The organism is Bacillota bacterium (genome assembly GCA_023511835.1).
Lineage (GTDB): Bacteria > Bacillota > Sulfobacillia > JAIMAT01 > JAIMAT01 > JAIMAT01.
In genome coordinates, this window is sequence record JAIMAT010000050.1 from 1 (window position 1) to 15,584 (window position 15,584).

Here is a 15,584-nt window from a genome sequence, read left to right on the forward strand (position 1 = left end):
GGCGGTCGAGGCGGAGCGCCAGCGCCCCGCCGACGGAGAGGCGGCCGGCCGCCGCCGCCAGCCTCGGTGCGGCCGCCTCGCGCCGCGCGCCGCCGGCCGGCTCGGCCGCCTCTTCCAGGAGCCGCTCCAGCCGCTTCTCGCGGCTCTTCGCCTGGCGCGCCAGCCGGCCCGCCCGGTTGCGCTCGATGAAGGCACGCAGGCGGGCCGTCTCGCGCTCCCGGCGCAGCTCCTCCTCCTCGCGTCGGCGCCGCTCCGCCTCGCGCAGCTCGACGTAGCGCGACCAGCCCCCGGGGTAGCTGCGCACGCGGCCGCCCGCCACCTCCCAGGTGAGCGCGGGCACGCGGTCCAGCAGCTGCCGGTCGTGGGCGACGATCACCAGCGCCGAGGCGACGGCGAGCAGCGCTTCCTCCAGCCAGGCGACCGCCTCCAGGTCCAGGTGGTTGGTCGGCTCGTCCAGGAGGAGCAGGTCGCCCGGGTCGAGCAGCGCCGCCGCCAGCGCGACCCGCACCCGCTCGCCGCCGCTCAGCTGCCGGCCGGGCGCGTGCCAGCGCGCCTCGGGCAGCCCGAGGCCGTGCAGGACGGCCTCGATCCGGTTGCGGTAGGCCCAGCCGCCGCCCTGCCGGAAGCCCTCCTGCAGCGCGCCATAGCGGTCCAGGAGCTCCGGCGGCGCCTCCCCCCGGGCCAGCAGCGCCTCCATCTCGCCGAGCTCGGCCTCCTGGCGGCGCAGCTCGGCGAAGGCGGCCTCGGCGCGCTCCCAGGGCGTGCGCTCGTCGGCGGCGCCGGCGTCCTGCGCGACGTAGCGCAGGCGAAGGCCGGCGCGCCTGCGCACGCGGCCCGCGTCCGGGAGGAGCTCGCCGGCCATGAGGCGGAGAAGGGTGCTCTTGCCCGCGCCGTTCCGGCCGACCACGCCGATGCGCTGGCCCGGCTCCACGGCCAGCGAGACGCCCTCCAACACCGGCTCGCCGCCGGCCCACCAGGCGACCTCCTCCAGCACCAGAAGCGACATCGTGCCCGGCCGTCCACCCCTCCGCGCCCAGGCTCACGAGCGCAGGCGGGCACCCGCCTCCCGCAGCCGTGCCCGGACCGCCTCGTGGACGCGAGCCACCTCCTCGTCGCTCAGCGTCCGGTCGGCCGCCCGGTAGGTGAGCGAGAAGGCGAGGCTCTTTCTCCCTGCGCCGATCTCCTCTCCATGGTACACGTCGAAGAGGACCAGGCGATCGAGCCAGGGGCCGGCCGCCTGGCGGATGATCTCCGCCATCCGCTCCGCCGGCTCCTCCTCCGCCACCACCAGCGACAGGTCGCGTTCCACCCCGGGGTAGCGGGCCAGCGGGGCCGGGCGGCCCGGCGGCTCCGCCAGGCGGAGGACCGCCTCCAGGTCGAGCTCGCCCGCCACCACCCCCTCCGGCAGGTCGAGGCGGGCGGCCGCGGTGGGATGAAGCTCGCCCACCCAGCCGATGGGCTCCCCGGCGGCCAGCACCCGCGCCGCGCGGCCGGGGTGGAGCGCCGCCGGGCCGCCCGGCTCGAAGCGGGCGCCGCGCACCGCCGTCCGCTCCAAGAGCGCCTCCATCAGCCCCTTGGCCGTGTAGAAGTCGGCGGGGCGCCCGCGGTCGGCCCAGCTCCACGCCAGCCGCCCCCGCACCAGGAAGCCGGCCGCCGCCCGCTCCCTCACGCTCCCCTCCTCGTCCAGCGCGAAGCAGCGCCCCAGCTCGAAGAGCGCCCACTCCTCCCGCCCCTGGCGGCGGTTCTCCTCCGCCGCCTCGAGCAGCGAGGGGAGCAGCGAGGGCTCCAGCACGGCCTGCTCGCGGCTGATGGGGTTGGCCAGGCGCGGGCAGCGCCCGACATCGAAGCCGAGCAGCCGCAGCCGCTCCTCGCCCTGCAGGGGGTAGCCGACGCTCTCGCTCAGGCCCGCTCCGGCCAGCGTCTCGCGCACCAGGCGGCGAAGCTCTCCCGGCCGGTCCGGCTCGGGCAGGCCGGCCGGCGCCGCCGGCAGGCGCGCGGGAAGGCGCTCGTAGCCGGCCAGCCGCCCCGCCTCCTCGGCCAGGTCGGCCTCGCCCTCCACGTCGCCCCGCCAGCTGGGCACCGCCACGCGCCAGCCGCCGCCCTCCGCCGCCTCGAAGCGGAAGCCCAGCCGCTCCAGGAGGGCGCGTAGTTCGCCGTCGTCCAGCTCCAGGCCCAGGAGCGAGCGGATCCGCCCGGGGCGCCAGGCCAGCCGGCGTTCCGCGGGCAGCGCGCCCGTCGCCTCGGCGGCCGCCACCAGGCGGCCGCCCGTCCAGGCCGTCATCAGCTCGGCCGCGCGCAGGGCGGCCGAGCGCTGCAGCGCCGGGTCGACGCCCTTCTCGAAGCGCGCGGCCGCCTCGCTGGGCAGCCCCAGGCGGCGGGAGGTCCGCCGGATGGCGCGCGGCTCGAACCAGGCCGACTCGAGCAGGATGCGGCGCGTCCGGGCACCCACCTGGCTCTCCGCGCCGCCCATGACGCCGGCCAGGCCGACGGGCCGCTCCCCGCTGACGATGAGCAGATCCTCCGCGGCCAGCTCCCGCTCCACGCCGTCCAGGGTGAGCAGCCGCTCGCCCGGCCGTGCGCGCCGCACCCCCACCTGCAGGCGGCCGCGGCGGCTCTCCAGCCGGTCGGCGTCGAAGGCGTGAAGCGGCTGCCCCGTCTCCAGCATGACGTAGTTGGTGGCGTCGACGAGCGCGTTGATGGGGCGCAGCCCGGCGGCGCGGAGGCGGCGCTGGACCTCGGGCGGCGAGGGCAGCGGGCGGACGTCCTCCAGGAGCAGCGCCACGTACCGGCCGCAGCCGTCGGGCGCCTCCAGCCGGAGCTCGGGCGCCTCCGGATGGCCGAGGAGCCGCTCCCACTCCACCTCGGGCCGGATCGGCCCGGGAAGCGGCAGGGCGAAGCGGGCGGCCACCTCGCGGGCGACGCCCAGGACGCTCTGGCAGTGGACGGCGTAGTTGGGGGTCAGCTCCAGCTCCAGCACCGCGTCGCCCACCGGCAGGTAACGTTCGGCCGGCTCGCCCGGGCTGCCGGCGGGCAGCTCCAGGATGCCGCTGTGGTCGCCGCCCGGCAGGCCCAGCTCGTCGCCCGAGCAGAGCATGCCCTCGGAGAGGAGGCCGCGGAAGCGGACGGCGGCCAGCGGCTCGCTGCGACCGGGAAGGAGCGTCCCGGGAGGCGCCCAGACCGCCAGCTGGCTGGCGCGCAGGTTGGGGGCGCCGGAGACGACCTGCACCTCGCGTCCCAGGCCGGCGTCCAGGCGGCAGAGGCGGAGCTGGTCGGCGGCGGGGTGCGCCTCCACCGCCAGCACGCGGGCGACGCGGAGGCCCTCCAGGCGGCGGGGCCCCAGCTCCAGGGCGGCCACCTCCAGCCCCTGGAGCGGAAGGAGCCGCGCCAGCTCCTCCGCCCCTACCGGCGGCTCCACGAACTCGCGCAGCCAGAGCCAGTCAACGCGCATGGACGGCCCTCCCCCCCCGGAACGGTTCCAGCCAGCGCAGGTCGTTGCGGTAGAGCAGACGGATGTCGTCGATGCGGTAGAGGAGCATGGCCACGCGCTCGATGCCCAGGCCGAAGGCGAAGCCGCTCACTTCCTCGGGATCGTAGCCGCCGTTCCGCAGCACCACCGGGTGGACCATGCCGGCGCCCAGGATCTCCAGCCAGCCGGAACCGCAGACGCTGCAGCCGGCCCCTCCGCAGAGGGTGCAGCTGACGTCCACCTCCACGCTGGGCTCGGTGAAGGGAAAGTAGCTGGGCCGCAGCCGGATGCGCGTGCCGGCGCCGAAGAGGCCGCGCGCCAGCGCCTCCAGCGTCCCCTTCAGGTCGGCCAGGCTGAGGCCGCGGTCGACGCTCAGCCCCTCCACCTGGTGGAAGACGGGCGAATGGCGGGCGTCGTCGTCCCGCCGGTAGACGCGTCCCGGGGAGATCATGCGCACCGGCAGGCGCGGCGCGTGGGCCCGCATGTAGCGGATCTGCCCGGGCGAGGTGTGGGTGCGCAGCAGGAGGCTGCCCGCCTCCTCCCGCCCGCCGACCAGGTAGAAGGTGTCCTGCATGTCCCGCGCCGGGTGGTCGGGCGGGATGTTGAGCGCGGTAAAGTTGAGCTCGTCGCTCTCCACCTCCGGCCCTTCCCAGATCTCGTAGCCGAGCGCCAGCATGATGGACTCCACCCGCTCCTCGGCCAGGCGCAGGGGGTGAAAGGCCCCCAGCGGCACCGGCGCCCCGGGGAGGGTGACGTCGAGCCGTTCGCGGGCCAGGCGCTCCTCCAGCTCCGCCTCCGCCAAGCGGGCGGCGCGCTCCGCCAGCGCGCTCTCGATGCGCGCCTTGGCGCGATTGAGGCGCTCGCCCCAGGCGCGCCGCTCGCCCTCGGGCAGCGCCGGCAGGCGGCGGAAGGCCTGGGTGAGACGGCCCTTCCGGCCCAGCCAGGCGACGCGCAGCGACTCCAGCTCCTCCGGCGAGGCGGCCCGCGCCACCGCCTCCAGCGCCTCGCCGGCCATCGCCTCGGGTTCCGCTTCCTTCCGCTCCTCCATCCCCCCACCCCCGTCTGCGAAGTCTTTCCGCCCCCCGGCCGCCCGTCGCCGAGCGGCCCGGAAGGCACAAAAAAGCCGCCCCACCAGGGGCGGGAAGAGAGACCGCGGTACCACCCTGCTTCCTCCGCGGCTCCGGTTCCGTCCGTCCCCGGACGGGACCGGGCCTCGCGGGGCTCCTCGCGCGCTAACGGGCGCACCCGGGTCCGCCTGGCGTGGCCGCGGAAGGGAGGCTGGAACGGCCTGCCCCCACCCGCCACCTCGGCGGACCGGCTCGGGGGCGAACTTCGCGTCGGCGCGCCGCAGCCGGCTTCCAGTCGTGGCCGGCCTCCCTGGCGCGGCGGGGCCGCGCTACTCTCCCCCTCATGGCCGGGGAGACGCCGGCGGGCTACCCGTTCCCGCCGAGCAGGCTCCGGTAGAGCAGATAGGCCAGGATCGAACCGGTACGCTCGAAGATCGCCCAGAAGAAGTCGGCCGCCTGCACGGTGGGACTGCCCCCTTCCGGGATCAACCGCTTCTGCGCCTCCGCGCCCGCCGGCCGGAGACCCGCGGGTACGTGCGCATTATAGCATCGCTTTTTGCATGCCGGCAGCCCTCTGGCGCGCCGCTTCGTAAAGAATGATGGCACCGGCGACGGCCGCGTTCAACGACTCGCCCGCCGCCATGGGGATGGTGACCGCCTCCGCCCGCCGGCGGAGGGCGGCCGAGACCCCTTCCGCCTCGTTGCCCACCGCCACCGCCACCCGCCCCTCCAGCCGGCTCGACCAGAGCGGACGGCCGCCCCGCGGCATGGCCGCCAGGAGACGCCAGCCGCCCGCCTCCAGCAGCTCCCGGAGCTCCTCCTCCGCCACGTCCCAGCGCAAGGGAAGGCGGAGGACGGCGCCCATGGAGCCCCGCACCGCCTTGGGGCTCCAGGCGTCGGCTGTCCCGCGCAGCAGGACGGCGGCGGTACAGCCCATGGCCTCTGCCACGCGCAGCAGGGTACCCAGGTTGCCCGGATCCCGGAGGCGGTCGACCACCAGCAGCGGGCCGCCCTCCTCCCGCGGGCGGCCGTCCCAGGGCGCCGGCATGCGCACCGCCAGCGCCACACCCTCGGGGCTCTCCAGCTCGCTCAGCTGCAGGTAGAGCGGGCGCCGGACCTCCAGCAGCCGGCCGGCAGGAAGGCCCGCGGCCAAGCCGCGGGCCTCCTCCCCCAGCATCTCCGGCGCCAGGACGGCCGCCTCCACCTCCAGTCCCGCCGCCAGCACCTCCCGCGCCAGCCGTACCCCTTCCACGAGAAAGAGCCGCTCCCGGTGGCGCAGCCGCCGGTCCCGGGCGAGGCGGCGCAGGTGGCGGAGCCGCGGGTTGGCCGCGCTCTCGATCCGCACGCGGATCAGAGCGCCGCCCGCGCCCGCTCCACCAGGCGGTCGAAGCCGGCCCGGTCGCGGACCGCCATCTCCGCCAGCATCTTCCGGTTGATGGCCACGCCGGCCCGCTTCAGGCCGGCGATGAGCCGGCTGTACGTGAGGCCCTGCTGCCGCGCGGCGGCGTTGATGCGGGCGATCCAGAGCCGCCGGAACTGGCGCTTGCGCAGCCTGCGGTGCCGGTAGGCGTGCGCCAGCGCGTGCATCACCGTCTCGTTGGCAGGGCGGAAGAGAGCGTGGCGGCCGCCGAAGTAGCCCTTGGCCAGCTTGAGGATCTTCTTGTGACGGCGGCGGCTCCTGGGCCCGCCCTTGACACGCGTCATCCCGAGCCCTCCTCCGGATCAGACGCCCGGCAGCAGCCGGCGCAGCCGCCGCTCGTCGGCGCGGCTGACCAGCGCCGGCTTCTCCAGGCGCCGAAGCTGCTTCTTGGTCTTGGTGCGTGCGTTGTGGTGGTCGTAGGCACGCTGCCGCCGCAGGTGCCCCTTGGCGGTCACCTTGAACCGCTTGGCAGCCCCGCGGTGCGTCTTCATCTTGGGCATCCCGGACGAACCCTCCCCCTCCGGCCCGGCCGCCGGAGACTACTCGGCGCCGGCGCGGGCGGTCTCGCCGCCCCCGCCCGGCCTGGACTCCTCCTCGGCGCGCTGCGCGCCGCCGGTCCGCTGCTTGACCGCGCTGGGCTTGGGGCTGAGGAACATCACCATGTTGCGGCCCTCGACCCGGGGCTCTTGCTCGACGACGGCCAGGTCCTGCACCCGTCCCTGCAGCTGCCGCAGCAGCTGGAGGCCCAGCGAGGAGTGGACGATCTCGCGGCCTCGGAACATGATGGTGCACTTCACCTTGTTGCCTTCGCGAAGGAAGCGTTCCGCGTTGCGCACCTTGACCTCGAAGTCGTGGTCGTCGATGTTCGGTCGCAGCTTCACTTCCTTGATGTCGACGAGCCGTTGGTGGCGCCGCGCCTCCCGCTCCTGCTTGGCCTGCTCGTACTTGTAGCGGCCGTAGTCCATCAGGCGGCAGACCGGCGGCGTCGCGTTGGGCGCCACCTCGACCAGGTCCAGACCCCGTTCGGCCGCGACGCGGAGCGCCTCCCGGGTCAGAAAGACCCCCAGCTGCGTGCCGTCCTCGTCGATGACGCGCACCTCGCGGGCCCGGATCGCCTGGTTGACCCGCAACTCCCTGGCGATGCTCCATCACCCCCGTACGATGCAGATCGGCGGTGGGCCACCGCGCCCACCGCCGACGGAATGCCCTCCATCGTGGTCGTACCCCATCCGGTGGCCCTGCGCGCTCGGGCGGCAGGGGAGAAGCCGAGCTTCTGCTTGATGGACCACTAAGCCGCGCGCAGTCTATCACCCGCCCGGAGCGGAGTCAACGCTCCGGCGCCGCCGCCCGCCGCTGGCGCACCTCCTCCTCCATGCGCGCCGCCAGCTCCGCCGGCGCCAGGCTGCCCAGGTCGCCCGCCCCGCGACGGCGGACGGAGACGGTGCGGGCCTCCACCTCGCGGTCGCCGACGACCAGGACGTAGGGAACCTTCTCCAGCTCCGCCTGGCGGATCTTGTAGCCCAACTTCTCGTTCCGCCCGTCCACCTCCACGCGCAGCGAGCGGGCGGCCAGCTCCCGCTCCAGCTCGCGCGCGTACGCCAGGTGGCGGTCGGCCACCGGCAGGATACGGGCCTGGACCGGCGCCAGCCAGAGCGGGAAGTCGCCGGCGTAATGCTCCACCAGGATGCCGATGAAGCGCTCCAGCGTGCCCAGGATGGCGCGGTGGATGATGACCGGACGGCGCAGCTCGCCCCGCTCGTCCACGTAGGTCAGGTCGAAGCGCTCGGGCATCTGGAAGTCCAGCTGGACGGTGGCGCACTGCCATTCGCGTCCCAGCGCGTCGGTGACCATGAAGTCCAGCTTCGGCCCGTAGAAGGCGCCGTCGCCCTCGTTGACCTCGAAGGGGCGGCCCGCCGCCTCCAGCGCCGCGCGCAGCGCGCCCTCGGCCCGCTCCCAGGTCTCCAGGTCGCCCATGAAGTCCTCGGGCCGGGTGGAGAAGAGGATGCGGTAGGGCATGCCGAAGGTGGAGTACTCGCGCTCCACCAGCTCCAACACAGCCGCGATCTCCTCCTGGATCTGGTCCTCCCGGACGAAGAGGTGGGCGTCGTCCTGGTGCATGCCGCGCACGCGCAGGAGGCCGTGGAGCGTGCCCGAGCGCTCGAAGCGCGCCAGCCCCTCGTACTCCATCAGGCGCAGCGGCAGGTCGCGGTAGGAGCGCGTCTTCTCCTTGTAGAGCAGACAGTGCGCGGGGCAGTTCATCGGCTTCAGCCCCAGCGTCTCGTCGTCGCGCTCCATGAGGAACATGTTCTCGCGGTAATGCTCCCAGTGGCCGGAGACCTTCCAGAGCTCGGTGCGGAAGACCTGCGGCGTGCGCACCTCCTGGTAGCCGGCCGCCTGCTGCAGCTCGCGCGAGAAGGCCTCCAGCTGCCGGTAGAGCGTCCAGCCCTTCGGGTGCCAGAAGACGAAGCCGGGGGCCTCCTCGTGGAAGGAGAAGAGGTCCAGCTCGGGGCCGAGCCGGCGGTGGTCCCGGCGCCGCGCCTCCTCGCGCAGCCAGAGGAAGTGGTCGAGCTCGGCCGCGCTGGTGAAGGCGGTGCCGCTGATGCGCTGCATGCGCGGACCACGCTCGTCGCCGCGCCAGTAGGCGCCGGCCACGCCCAGCAGCTTGAAGGCGCGGATGACGCCCGTCGAGGGGACGTGGGGCCCGCGGCAGAGGTCGACGAACTCGCCCTGCCGGTAGGCGGTGATGGTCGCCCCCTCCGGCAGCTGCCGGAGGATCTCCAGCTTGTACGGCTCCTCCCGCAGCGAGAAGAGCTCCAGCGCCGCCTCGCGCGTCAGCACCTCGCGGCGGACGAGCAGGTCCTCGGAGACGATGTCGCGCATCGCCTCCTCGATGCGGGGCAGGTCGTCCGCGCTGAGCGGCTCGGGCAGTTCGATGTCGTAGTAGTAGGTCTCCTCCTGGGCCGGCCCCACGCCCAGCCGGGCCTCCGGCCAGAGGCGCTTGACCGCCTGGGCGGTCAGATGCGCCGCGCTGTGCAGAAGCACGCGGCGTCCTTCGGGGTCATGCGCGGTCACGAAGTCGAGCCGTCCCCCCCGCTCCAGCGGACGGCCCAGGTCGACCAGCTCGCCGTCCAGCCGGGCGACCAGCACCTCCTGCGCCCGATCGCGGGCGCTCTCCAGCAGGATCTGCCCCGCCGTCACCCCCCCAGGGTAGAAACGCTCGCTGCCGTCGGGCAGCCGGAAGCGGAGCGAGGCCCCGGAGGCCTCCCCCTCCGCCAGCCCGTCCGCCGAGGGGCTCCTCCCGGAAGCGTCCATGAAGCCTCATCCTCCTCCCGCCGCCGGCGCCGGGCCGGACCGCGTCCCGCCGGCAGGCGCCGGCGCTGCGGCCAACAGAAAGGCCGTCCCGAAGGGACGGCCGGACGCGGTTCCACCCTGCTTCGCGCCGGAAGGCGCGCTCTCTTGCGCGCGGTAACGGGCGCAACCCGACCCCCTCGCCCGGCGCCCCTGATGGGCGGACGGTTTTTCGGGGGAGCTCGCGGGCGGTCTTCAGGTCCGCCGGCCGGGCGCCTCCCAGCTCTGGCGCCCTCTCTGGAGGCCGCTTCGGGGCCCTACTCGTCCCGCTCATCGCCGCCAAGGCTATGGCCTGTGCACCCGAGCCTAGCGGGGACGGCCGACGCTGTCAAGGAGAGCCGTCCGTGCGCGACGAAGTAAGGCGGGCACCCTAAGGTTGCGACCCTAGGGCGGCGGGCCTCTCGGTCGGCCTCCCGATACCCCGCGTGGTACGTCGCGGGCTATAACGCCCACGGACTGCAAAGGAGCGTGGGACGATGGCGCAGCGCGTGGTCTTCCTGGGCGCGGGCGACGGCGGCATGATGGCCGCGAATCGCCTGGCCCGCATGATGCGGGAGGAGCTGGACCGCGGCGAGCTGGAGATTCTCCTCATCGGCGACAGCGACCGTCACCTGTACCAGCCGGGGCTCCTCTACGTCGCGCTCAACCAGGCCGAACCGCAGCAGTTCTTCCGTCCGCAGACGCGGCTCCTGATGACCGGCGTCCAGCTGCTGGTCGACCCGGCCGTGCGCATCTCGCCCGAGCAGCGCACGGTGGAGTGCGCCAGCGGGCGCCGCGTCGAGTACGACTTCCTGGTCATCGCCACGGGCTCGCACCCCGACCTGGACGCCATCCCGGGCCTGCGCCAGGGCGGCTACTCCTTCTACACGCTGCCCGAGGCGCTCCGCCTGCGCAAGGCCCTGCAGGAGTTCCAGGGCGGCCGCGTGCTGATGGCCATCGGCGTGCCGCACAAGTGCCCGGTCGCCCCGCTGGAGTTCATGTTCATCCTCGACGACTACCTGCGCCGCACGGGGCTGCGCGAAAAGAGCGAGCTGGTCTACACCTACCCCATCGCCCGCCTCCACTCCCTCCAGCCGGTGGCGGAGTGGACGGAGAAGGTCTTCGCCGAGCGGAACATCCGCGGCGAGACCTTCTTCAACGTGGAGAGCGTCGACCCCGACGCCCACAAGGTCTCGACGCTGGAGGGCGAGGAGGTGGAGTACGACCTGCTGGTCGCCATCCCGCCCCACAAGGGCGCGCAGGTCATCCGCGACTCCGGCCTGGGCGACGCCGACGGCTGGCTGCCCACCGACCCGCGCACGCTGCGCATGAAGGGCCAGGAACGCATCTACGTCCTGGGCGACGCCACCGACCTGCCCATCTCCAAGGCGGGCTCCACGGCCCACTACGAGTCGGAGGTGGTGGCGCGCAACCTGGTCCACGAACTGCGCGGGGAGCCGCCCGTCACCCTCTACGACGGCAAGGTCTTCTGCTTCATCGAGGCGGGGCTGGAGGAGGCCACCTATGTCAGCTTCGACTACCGGAACCCGCCTCGACCGGCCTCGCCGGCCGCCATGATCCACTGGTTCAAGCTGGCCTACAACGAGATGTACTGGCTCTCGCTGCGGGGCCTGCTCTGAGGCCGGGGCGGCCGCCGGAGCGGAAGGAGGCGAGGCAGGCATGGTCGAGAAGGAAGAGGCGGGGGCGGTGCTCCCGTCCGCCGTCCTGAACGGGTGGGCCGGTACGGTGGCGGCCTTCACCGACGCCATGACGCCGGAGACGGTCTCCAGCCTGATGCGCACGCTCTCCCAGCTGGCGGAGCTGGGTGACCGGCTGGCGCGGCCGGAGGTGGCGGCGCTGCTGGACCGCCTGCTGGATATGCTGCCGACGCTGGAGCGCGTGCTGGATCGCGTCGAGCGCATGGAGAGGGACGGCGGGCTGGCGCACGTGGAGGAGCTGCTGGGCTTCCTGGGGACGGCGCTCAGCGCCGCCACGCCGGAGCTGATCAGCGCCGTGGCGGGGACGGCCGAGCGGCTGCTGGAGATGGCGGACCAGCTGATGCAGAGCGAGCTCTTCCGCCAGCTCCCGGACGCGCTGGGCGACGTCAACCTGGTGTTGCGCGAGCCGCCGCGCCACAGCCCGCACGGCGAGCTCCGACACCTGATGGGCAGGCTGCGCGATCCCGACGTCCAGGACGGGCTGGAGCTGCTCCTGGAGATCCTGAAGAGGGCGGGACGCGGAGCGCGCGAGGAGGCGATGCGGCGCAAGAATCCGGAGGCGGCCGGCCTCCAGCCGGCCCGTTAGCGGGATCGCCGCCCCACGCGCGGCACGGCGTCACCCACCGCCCGGCCCCCGGGCCGGGGACCAGAGAGGAGCCCGAGAACGATGGCCGAATCGAAGCGTCTCTGCATGGTGGTCTTCGACGGAACCGTCGACAAGCTCTACCCGGTGGCCATCATGGCCTCCGGCGCGGTGATGAACGATGTCCGCGTCGACATCTTCCTCACCTTCTGGGGCCTCCTGGCCTTCCGCAAGGGCGAACCCTACAAGGTCCAGGCGGTCAGCCAGGACTACGCACAGCAGGCGGGCACCATGATGGCGCTGATGCAGGAGAAGAAGGTCCCGCACTGGTACGACACGCTGCTCCAGGCCAAGGAGCTGGGCGAGGTTCACGTCCACGCCTGCGCCATGACCGCCGACCTGATGGGCATGACCAAGGAGGATCTCGACCCCATCGTCGAGGACATCATCGGCGTGGGCGAGTTCATCGAGATGACGCAGGAGGCCTCGTCCACGCTCTTTATCTGACCGGCGGAACGGCCGGCTGGGGCGGTCCCGCGGCGGGGAGCGGCGCCCGGCCGGCGCATCCCGTTACGTACCGAGGAGGCCAGGCGAGATGGCGGATGGCATGCAGGTGACCAGGGAGATCGACGCGCGCGGAAGCTTCTGCCCCGGGCCCATGATGGAGCTGATCCGGGCGATGCGTTCGGCCAACGTGGGCGACACCATCGCCGTCCTCTCCTCCGACCAGGGCTCCAAGCGCGACATCCCCAACTGGGCCCAGAAGGCCGGCCAGGAGTTCGTCGGGGTGGAGGAGCACGAGGGCTACGACCGGATCATCGTGCGCAAGGTGAAGTAGGCGGACGAACCAGCGGACCGGCGGGCCGCGGGCGGCGCGCCGGCGGGTGGCGGCTCCCCCGGGGGAGGGGGGGGCCGCCCGCCTTTTTCCCCATGCGGGGCGGCGTTCAGCGCCCGCTCAACGGGGGGACGGCCGGCCTCCGAAGACGGCCCGTCGGCACCAGGCGCAGCCGGGGCAGAGTTCGAGCCGTTCGGCGAAGATGCCGCGGGCCATGGCCAGCGCCGAGCCGTCCAGGTGCTCGGCGCCGTGGAGGAGGACGCGGGCCGGCGCCACGGAGAGGAGCGCGCCCAGCAGGAGGTCGGCGGTCTCGGTCCCCTCGCCCAGCTCCACGCCCATCTCCAGCAGCCGCTCCTGGGAGAGCTGGCGGTGGCGCCCGTCCGCCAGGTAGAAGGAGCCGCCCGGGCCAACCAGCACGTGGACCTCGGGGAGGCGGGGCTTCCTGGAGGCCAGGAGCTCGCGCAGGAAGCCGATCAGCTCTTCCTGCTCGCGGCGGTTGAGGTACTCGTCGACCGCCTCGTCGACGGCGTCCTCCATCGCCTGCACATACTCCTTCATGCGGAAGCGCAGGAAGCCGTCCACCACCAGCTCGGCGTGCCGCTCCAGGAAGTCGCTGAGGCGTTCGAAGAGCTGCGAGCGGCGCGCGATCCGGTAGCTGAGCCCGGGCCGGCCCTCGGCGTTGCCGTAGAAGCGGGCGCGGGCGAGACGGGCGATCTCCCTGCGCGCCCCTTCGCCGAAGTAGCCGTAGTTGCGCTCGACGGCGCGCTCCAGCCAGGCCGGCTCCATCCGCTCGACGATGACGTCGGCCAGGGCGTCGGCCACCAGGTGGCGGATGGCGCGGGAGGTCTCCACGGTCACGGGGTAGGGCGTGGCGAACTGGCAGGTGAGATACTCCCAGCGGTCCCGGCGCTGGAAGCGGATCTCCAGGCGGTACCCGTCCTCGGCGGCCAGGCCGGCCTCGAAGCGGAGCCGCTCCGCGATGGCGTCGGCGGCCAGCGAGGTGCCGATGAGGATGGTCTCCAAGCCCGCTCCCCTCCCCGTCCGCTTCTCTCCCTTCCGCGCCGGGAAGGCGCTTTAGTATATGAGGGGCTTCGCGGGCCGTATACCGCCTGTCCGCCCAGCGGGGCCCGGGGGGCCCCGGCCGTCTAGCCCTCGCCGCGCAGGCGGCGCATGGCGACCGCGGCGGCGCCCACCGCGCCCGGCGCCTCCAGCGCGGCCTGCACGATCTCCAGGTTGCGCGTGGCGCTGGCGAAGGCCAGCTCCAGCGCCTTCGCCCGGGCCGGCCCCAGCAGCCTCTCCCCCGCCCGGCTCAGCCCGCCGCCGACCACGATGCGCCGCGGCGCCAGGAGCTGGATCAGGTTGGCCATGCCCAGCCCGACCCAGGCCGCTTCCTGCGCCACCAGCTCCGGGCCGGGAGGGACGCCCTGGGCCTCGGCCGCGAAGACGTCCGCCGCGGTCACCGCCTCCAGGCGGCCCTCCAGCCGCTCCAGCCACCAGTCCCGCGCCGGGCCCGCGGCGAGCCCCGCCAGCGCCTGGCGCGCCTGGCGCGCCAGCGCCAGACCCGAGGCCAGCGCCTCCCAGCAGCCGCGCCGCCCGCAGCCGCAGAGGGGGCCGTCCGGCTGCACGATCATGTGGCCGATCTCGCCCGCGGTGCCGGCCGCGCCGCGGTAGAGGCGCCCGTCCAGGACGAGCCCCCCGCCGATGCCGGTGCTGAGCGTAATATAGACGCCGTCGCGGACGCCCCGCCCCGCGCCGAAGGTAAACTCGCCCACGGCGGCCGCGTTGGCGTCGTTCTCCAGGAAGCAAGGCACACCCAGCCGCCTCGCCAGCGGCTCCGCCAGCGGCAGGTCGCGGAGCCCCCCCAGGTTGGGCGGCTCCAGGAGGAGCCCGGCCTCGGCGTCCAGCGGCCCGGGCGCGCCCAGGCCGGCCGCCTCCAGTTCCGACGGCCGCACGCCCGCCCGCGCGCAGGCCGCCTCCAGCGACTCCGCCAGCGCCGCCAGGAGCGCGTCGGCCGAGCCCACCGGCGTCGGCCGACGCTCCCGGCCCAGCACGACGCCCTCCCCGTCGCAGACGACGGATTCGATCTTGGTGCCGCCCAGGTCGATGCCACCGTAGAGCCGCCCCATCCCGGCACCCCCTCCGCCCGGCGCCGGCCCGCGCCCGCCGGCGCCGGGCCCGGCGCGGGCTCAGGCGTTCAGGTCGGTATGCTCGCCCGTCACCAGGTAGATGACCGCCTCGCCCACGTTGGTCACGTGGTCGGCGATGCGCTCCAGGTAGCGGGAGACCAGGAGCAGCTCCATCCCCTGCTGGATGGTCTGCGGGTCCTGCATCATGTAGGTCAGGAGCTCCCGCAGCACCTGCGAGTAGAGGTGGTCCACCTCGTCGTCGCGCTCGGGCAGCGTGCGCAGCGCCTCCACATCGCGCGAGACGTACGCCTCCAGCGTGTCGCGCAGCATGCTCCGGGCCAGCTCGCCCATGCGCGGCACGTCGATGAGCGGCTTGACGTAGGCCTGGCCGCCCAGGCGGATGATCACCCGGGCGATGTTCTCGCAGTTGTCGCCGATGCGCTCCAGGTCCCCGCTGATCTTGATGGCGCTGACGATGTGGCGGAGGTCGCCGGCCAGCGGCTGCTGGAGCGCGATCAGCTGGAAGGCCTGGCGCTCCACCTGGTGCTGGAGGCGGTCGATCTCGTCGTCGCCCTCCACGACCGTCTGCGCCAGCGCCGGGTCCCGCTCCACCAGCGCGCGGACCACCGTCTGAATCGCTTCCTCCACGCGGCTGCCCATCTTGAGGAGGGTGCCCTGCAGCTCCTCCAGCTGGGCGTCGAAGCTCTCTCTCGGCATGGGCGCTCCCTCCCGTCGGCGCCGGCCGCGCCCTGCGGTTCACCGTCCCGCCGCCAGGGCCGGCAGCCACACTTCGAAGCGCGAGCCTCTCCCCGGCTCGCTCCAGACCTCCACGCGGCCGCCGTGGACCTCGGCGACGTGTTTGACGATGGCCAGCCCGAGCCCGCTGCCCCCCCTCCGGTCGTCGGGCCGCTCGCGCCCGCCCCCCACCCGGTAGAAGCGCTCGAAGATCCGGTCGAGCTGGTCGGCGGGGATCCCCCTTCCCGTGTCCTCGACCACCAGGAGGACGCCCGGCCGCTCCATGCGCGCCCCGGCGCGCGCCCGG

At 74.1% G+C, this 15,584-nt stretch carries 17 protein-coding genes; 4 read left to right on the forward strand and 13 right to left on the reverse strand.

The genetic code is table 11. From position 1 onward, the window contains the following. The 9 genes from K6U79_08040 to thrS all read right to left on the reverse strand — a co-directional run. A partial coding sequence (locus K6U79_08040) for an ATP-binding cassette domain-containing protein (protein MCL6522304.1) occupies positions 1–1,006 on the reverse strand: 1,006 nt, incomplete at its 3' end. A 33-nt stretch (positions 1,007–1,039) separates the two neighbouring features. Then, positions 1,040–3,448 carry a phenylalanine--tRNA ligase subunit beta gene (gene pheT / locus K6U79_08045; GenBank protein ID MCL6522305.1) on the reverse strand — a complete coding sequence of 803 codons (2,409 nt, stop codon included), beginning with the start codon at positions 3,446–3,448 and terminating at the stop codon, positions 1,040–1,042. Beyond that, positions 3,438–4,514, reverse strand: a complete 1,077-nt coding sequence (pheS, locus tag K6U79_08050) for a phenylalanine--tRNA ligase subunit alpha (GenBank protein ID MCL6522306.1) — start codon at positions 4,512–4,514, stop codon at positions 3,438–3,440. The genes pheT and pheS overlap by 11 nt, the downstream gene beginning before the upstream one ends. A gap of 385 nt (positions 4,515–4,899) precedes the next feature. Then, entirely contained in the window at positions 4,900–4,995 is a 96-nt protein-coding gene (locus tag K6U79_08055; GenBank protein ID MCL6522307.1) for a YqzL family protein, read from the reverse strand. Between the two features lie 79 nt (positions 4,996–5,074). Next, positions 5,075–5,878 (reverse strand): RNA methyltransferase, encoded by an 804-nt coding sequence (locus K6U79_08060; protein ID MCL6522308.1) that lies wholly within the window; start codon positions 5,876–5,878, stop codon positions 5,075–5,077. 5 nt (positions 5,879–5,883) lie between these two features. Further along, positions 5,884–6,237: a 50S ribosomal protein L20 gene (rplT, locus tag K6U79_08065; protein ID MCL6522309.1), complete on the reverse strand. Its 354-nt coding sequence runs from the start codon at positions 6,235–6,237 to the stop codon at positions 5,884–5,886. Between the two features lie 18 nt (positions 6,238–6,255). Beyond that, on the reverse strand, positions 6,256–6,453 hold the full coding sequence (gene rpmI / locus K6U79_08070) for a 50S ribosomal protein L35 (GenBank protein MCL6522310.1): 198 nt from the start codon (positions 6,451–6,453) through the stop codon (positions 6,256–6,258). 39 nt (positions 6,454–6,492) lie between these two features. Continuing rightward, the gene (gene infC / locus K6U79_08075) at positions 6,493–7,083 is read right to left on the reverse strand and encodes a translation initiation factor IF-3 (protein MCL6522311.1); all 591 of its coding nucleotides are present in this window, start codon (positions 7,081–7,083) and stop codon (positions 6,493–6,495) included. A gap of 196 nt (positions 7,084–7,279) precedes the next feature. Continuing rightward, a complete protein-coding gene (thrS, locus tag K6U79_08080; GenBank protein ID MCL6522312.1) occupies positions 7,280–9,265 on the reverse strand; it encodes a threonine--tRNA ligase in 1,986 nt (661 codons plus the stop codon). A 512-nt stretch (positions 9,266–9,777) separates the two neighbouring features. Here thrS and K6U79_08085 point away from each other — a divergent pair. The 4 genes from K6U79_08085 (at position 9,778) to K6U79_08100 (ending at position 12,419) form a co-directional block, all read left to right on the forward strand. After that, positions 9,778–10,920, forward strand: coding sequence for an NAD(P)/FAD-dependent oxidoreductase (locus K6U79_08085; protein ID MCL6522313.1), 1,143 nt, complete (start codon positions 9,778–9,780; stop codon positions 10,918–10,920). Positions 10,921–10,960: 40 nt separating this feature from the next. After that, a complete protein-coding gene (locus tag K6U79_08090) occupies positions 10,961–11,584 on the forward strand; it encodes a DUF1641 domain-containing protein (GenBank protein MCL6522314.1) in 624 nt (207 codons plus the stop codon). A gap of 81 nt (positions 11,585–11,665) precedes the next feature. Next, a complete protein-coding gene (locus tag K6U79_08095) occupies positions 11,666–12,088 on the forward strand; it encodes a DsrE/DsrF/DrsH-like family protein (GenBank protein MCL6522315.1) in 423 nt (140 codons plus the stop codon). 88 nt (positions 12,089–12,176) lie between these two features. Then, positions 12,177–12,419 carry a sulfurtransferase TusA family protein gene (locus tag K6U79_08100; GenBank protein ID MCL6522316.1) on the forward strand — a complete coding sequence of 81 codons (243 nt, stop codon included), beginning with the start codon at positions 12,177–12,179 and terminating at the stop codon, positions 12,417–12,419. Between the two features lie 117 nt (positions 12,420–12,536). Here K6U79_08100 and K6U79_08105 read toward each other — a convergent pair whose 3' ends face one another. The 4 genes from K6U79_08105 to K6U79_08120 all read right to left on the reverse strand — a co-directional run. Further along, positions 12,537–13,439 (reverse strand): putative sporulation protein YtxC, encoded by a 903-nt coding sequence (locus tag K6U79_08105; GenBank protein MCL6522317.1) that lies wholly within the window; start codon positions 13,437–13,439, stop codon positions 12,537–12,539. Between the two features lie 122 nt (positions 13,440–13,561). After that, entirely contained in the window at positions 13,562–14,542 is a 981-nt protein-coding gene (locus K6U79_08110; protein ID MCL6522318.1) for an ROK family protein, read from the reverse strand. Positions 14,543–14,602: 60 nt separating this feature from the next. Next, entirely contained in the window at positions 14,603–15,259 is a 657-nt protein-coding gene (gene phoU / locus K6U79_08115) for a phosphate signaling complex protein PhoU (protein ID MCL6522319.1), read from the reverse strand. A 39-nt stretch (positions 15,260–15,298) separates the two neighbouring features. Continuing rightward, positions 15,299–15,584: hypothetical protein (locus K6U79_08120; GenBank protein ID MCL6522320.1), on the reverse strand; the 286-nt coding region annotated here is incomplete at its 5' end.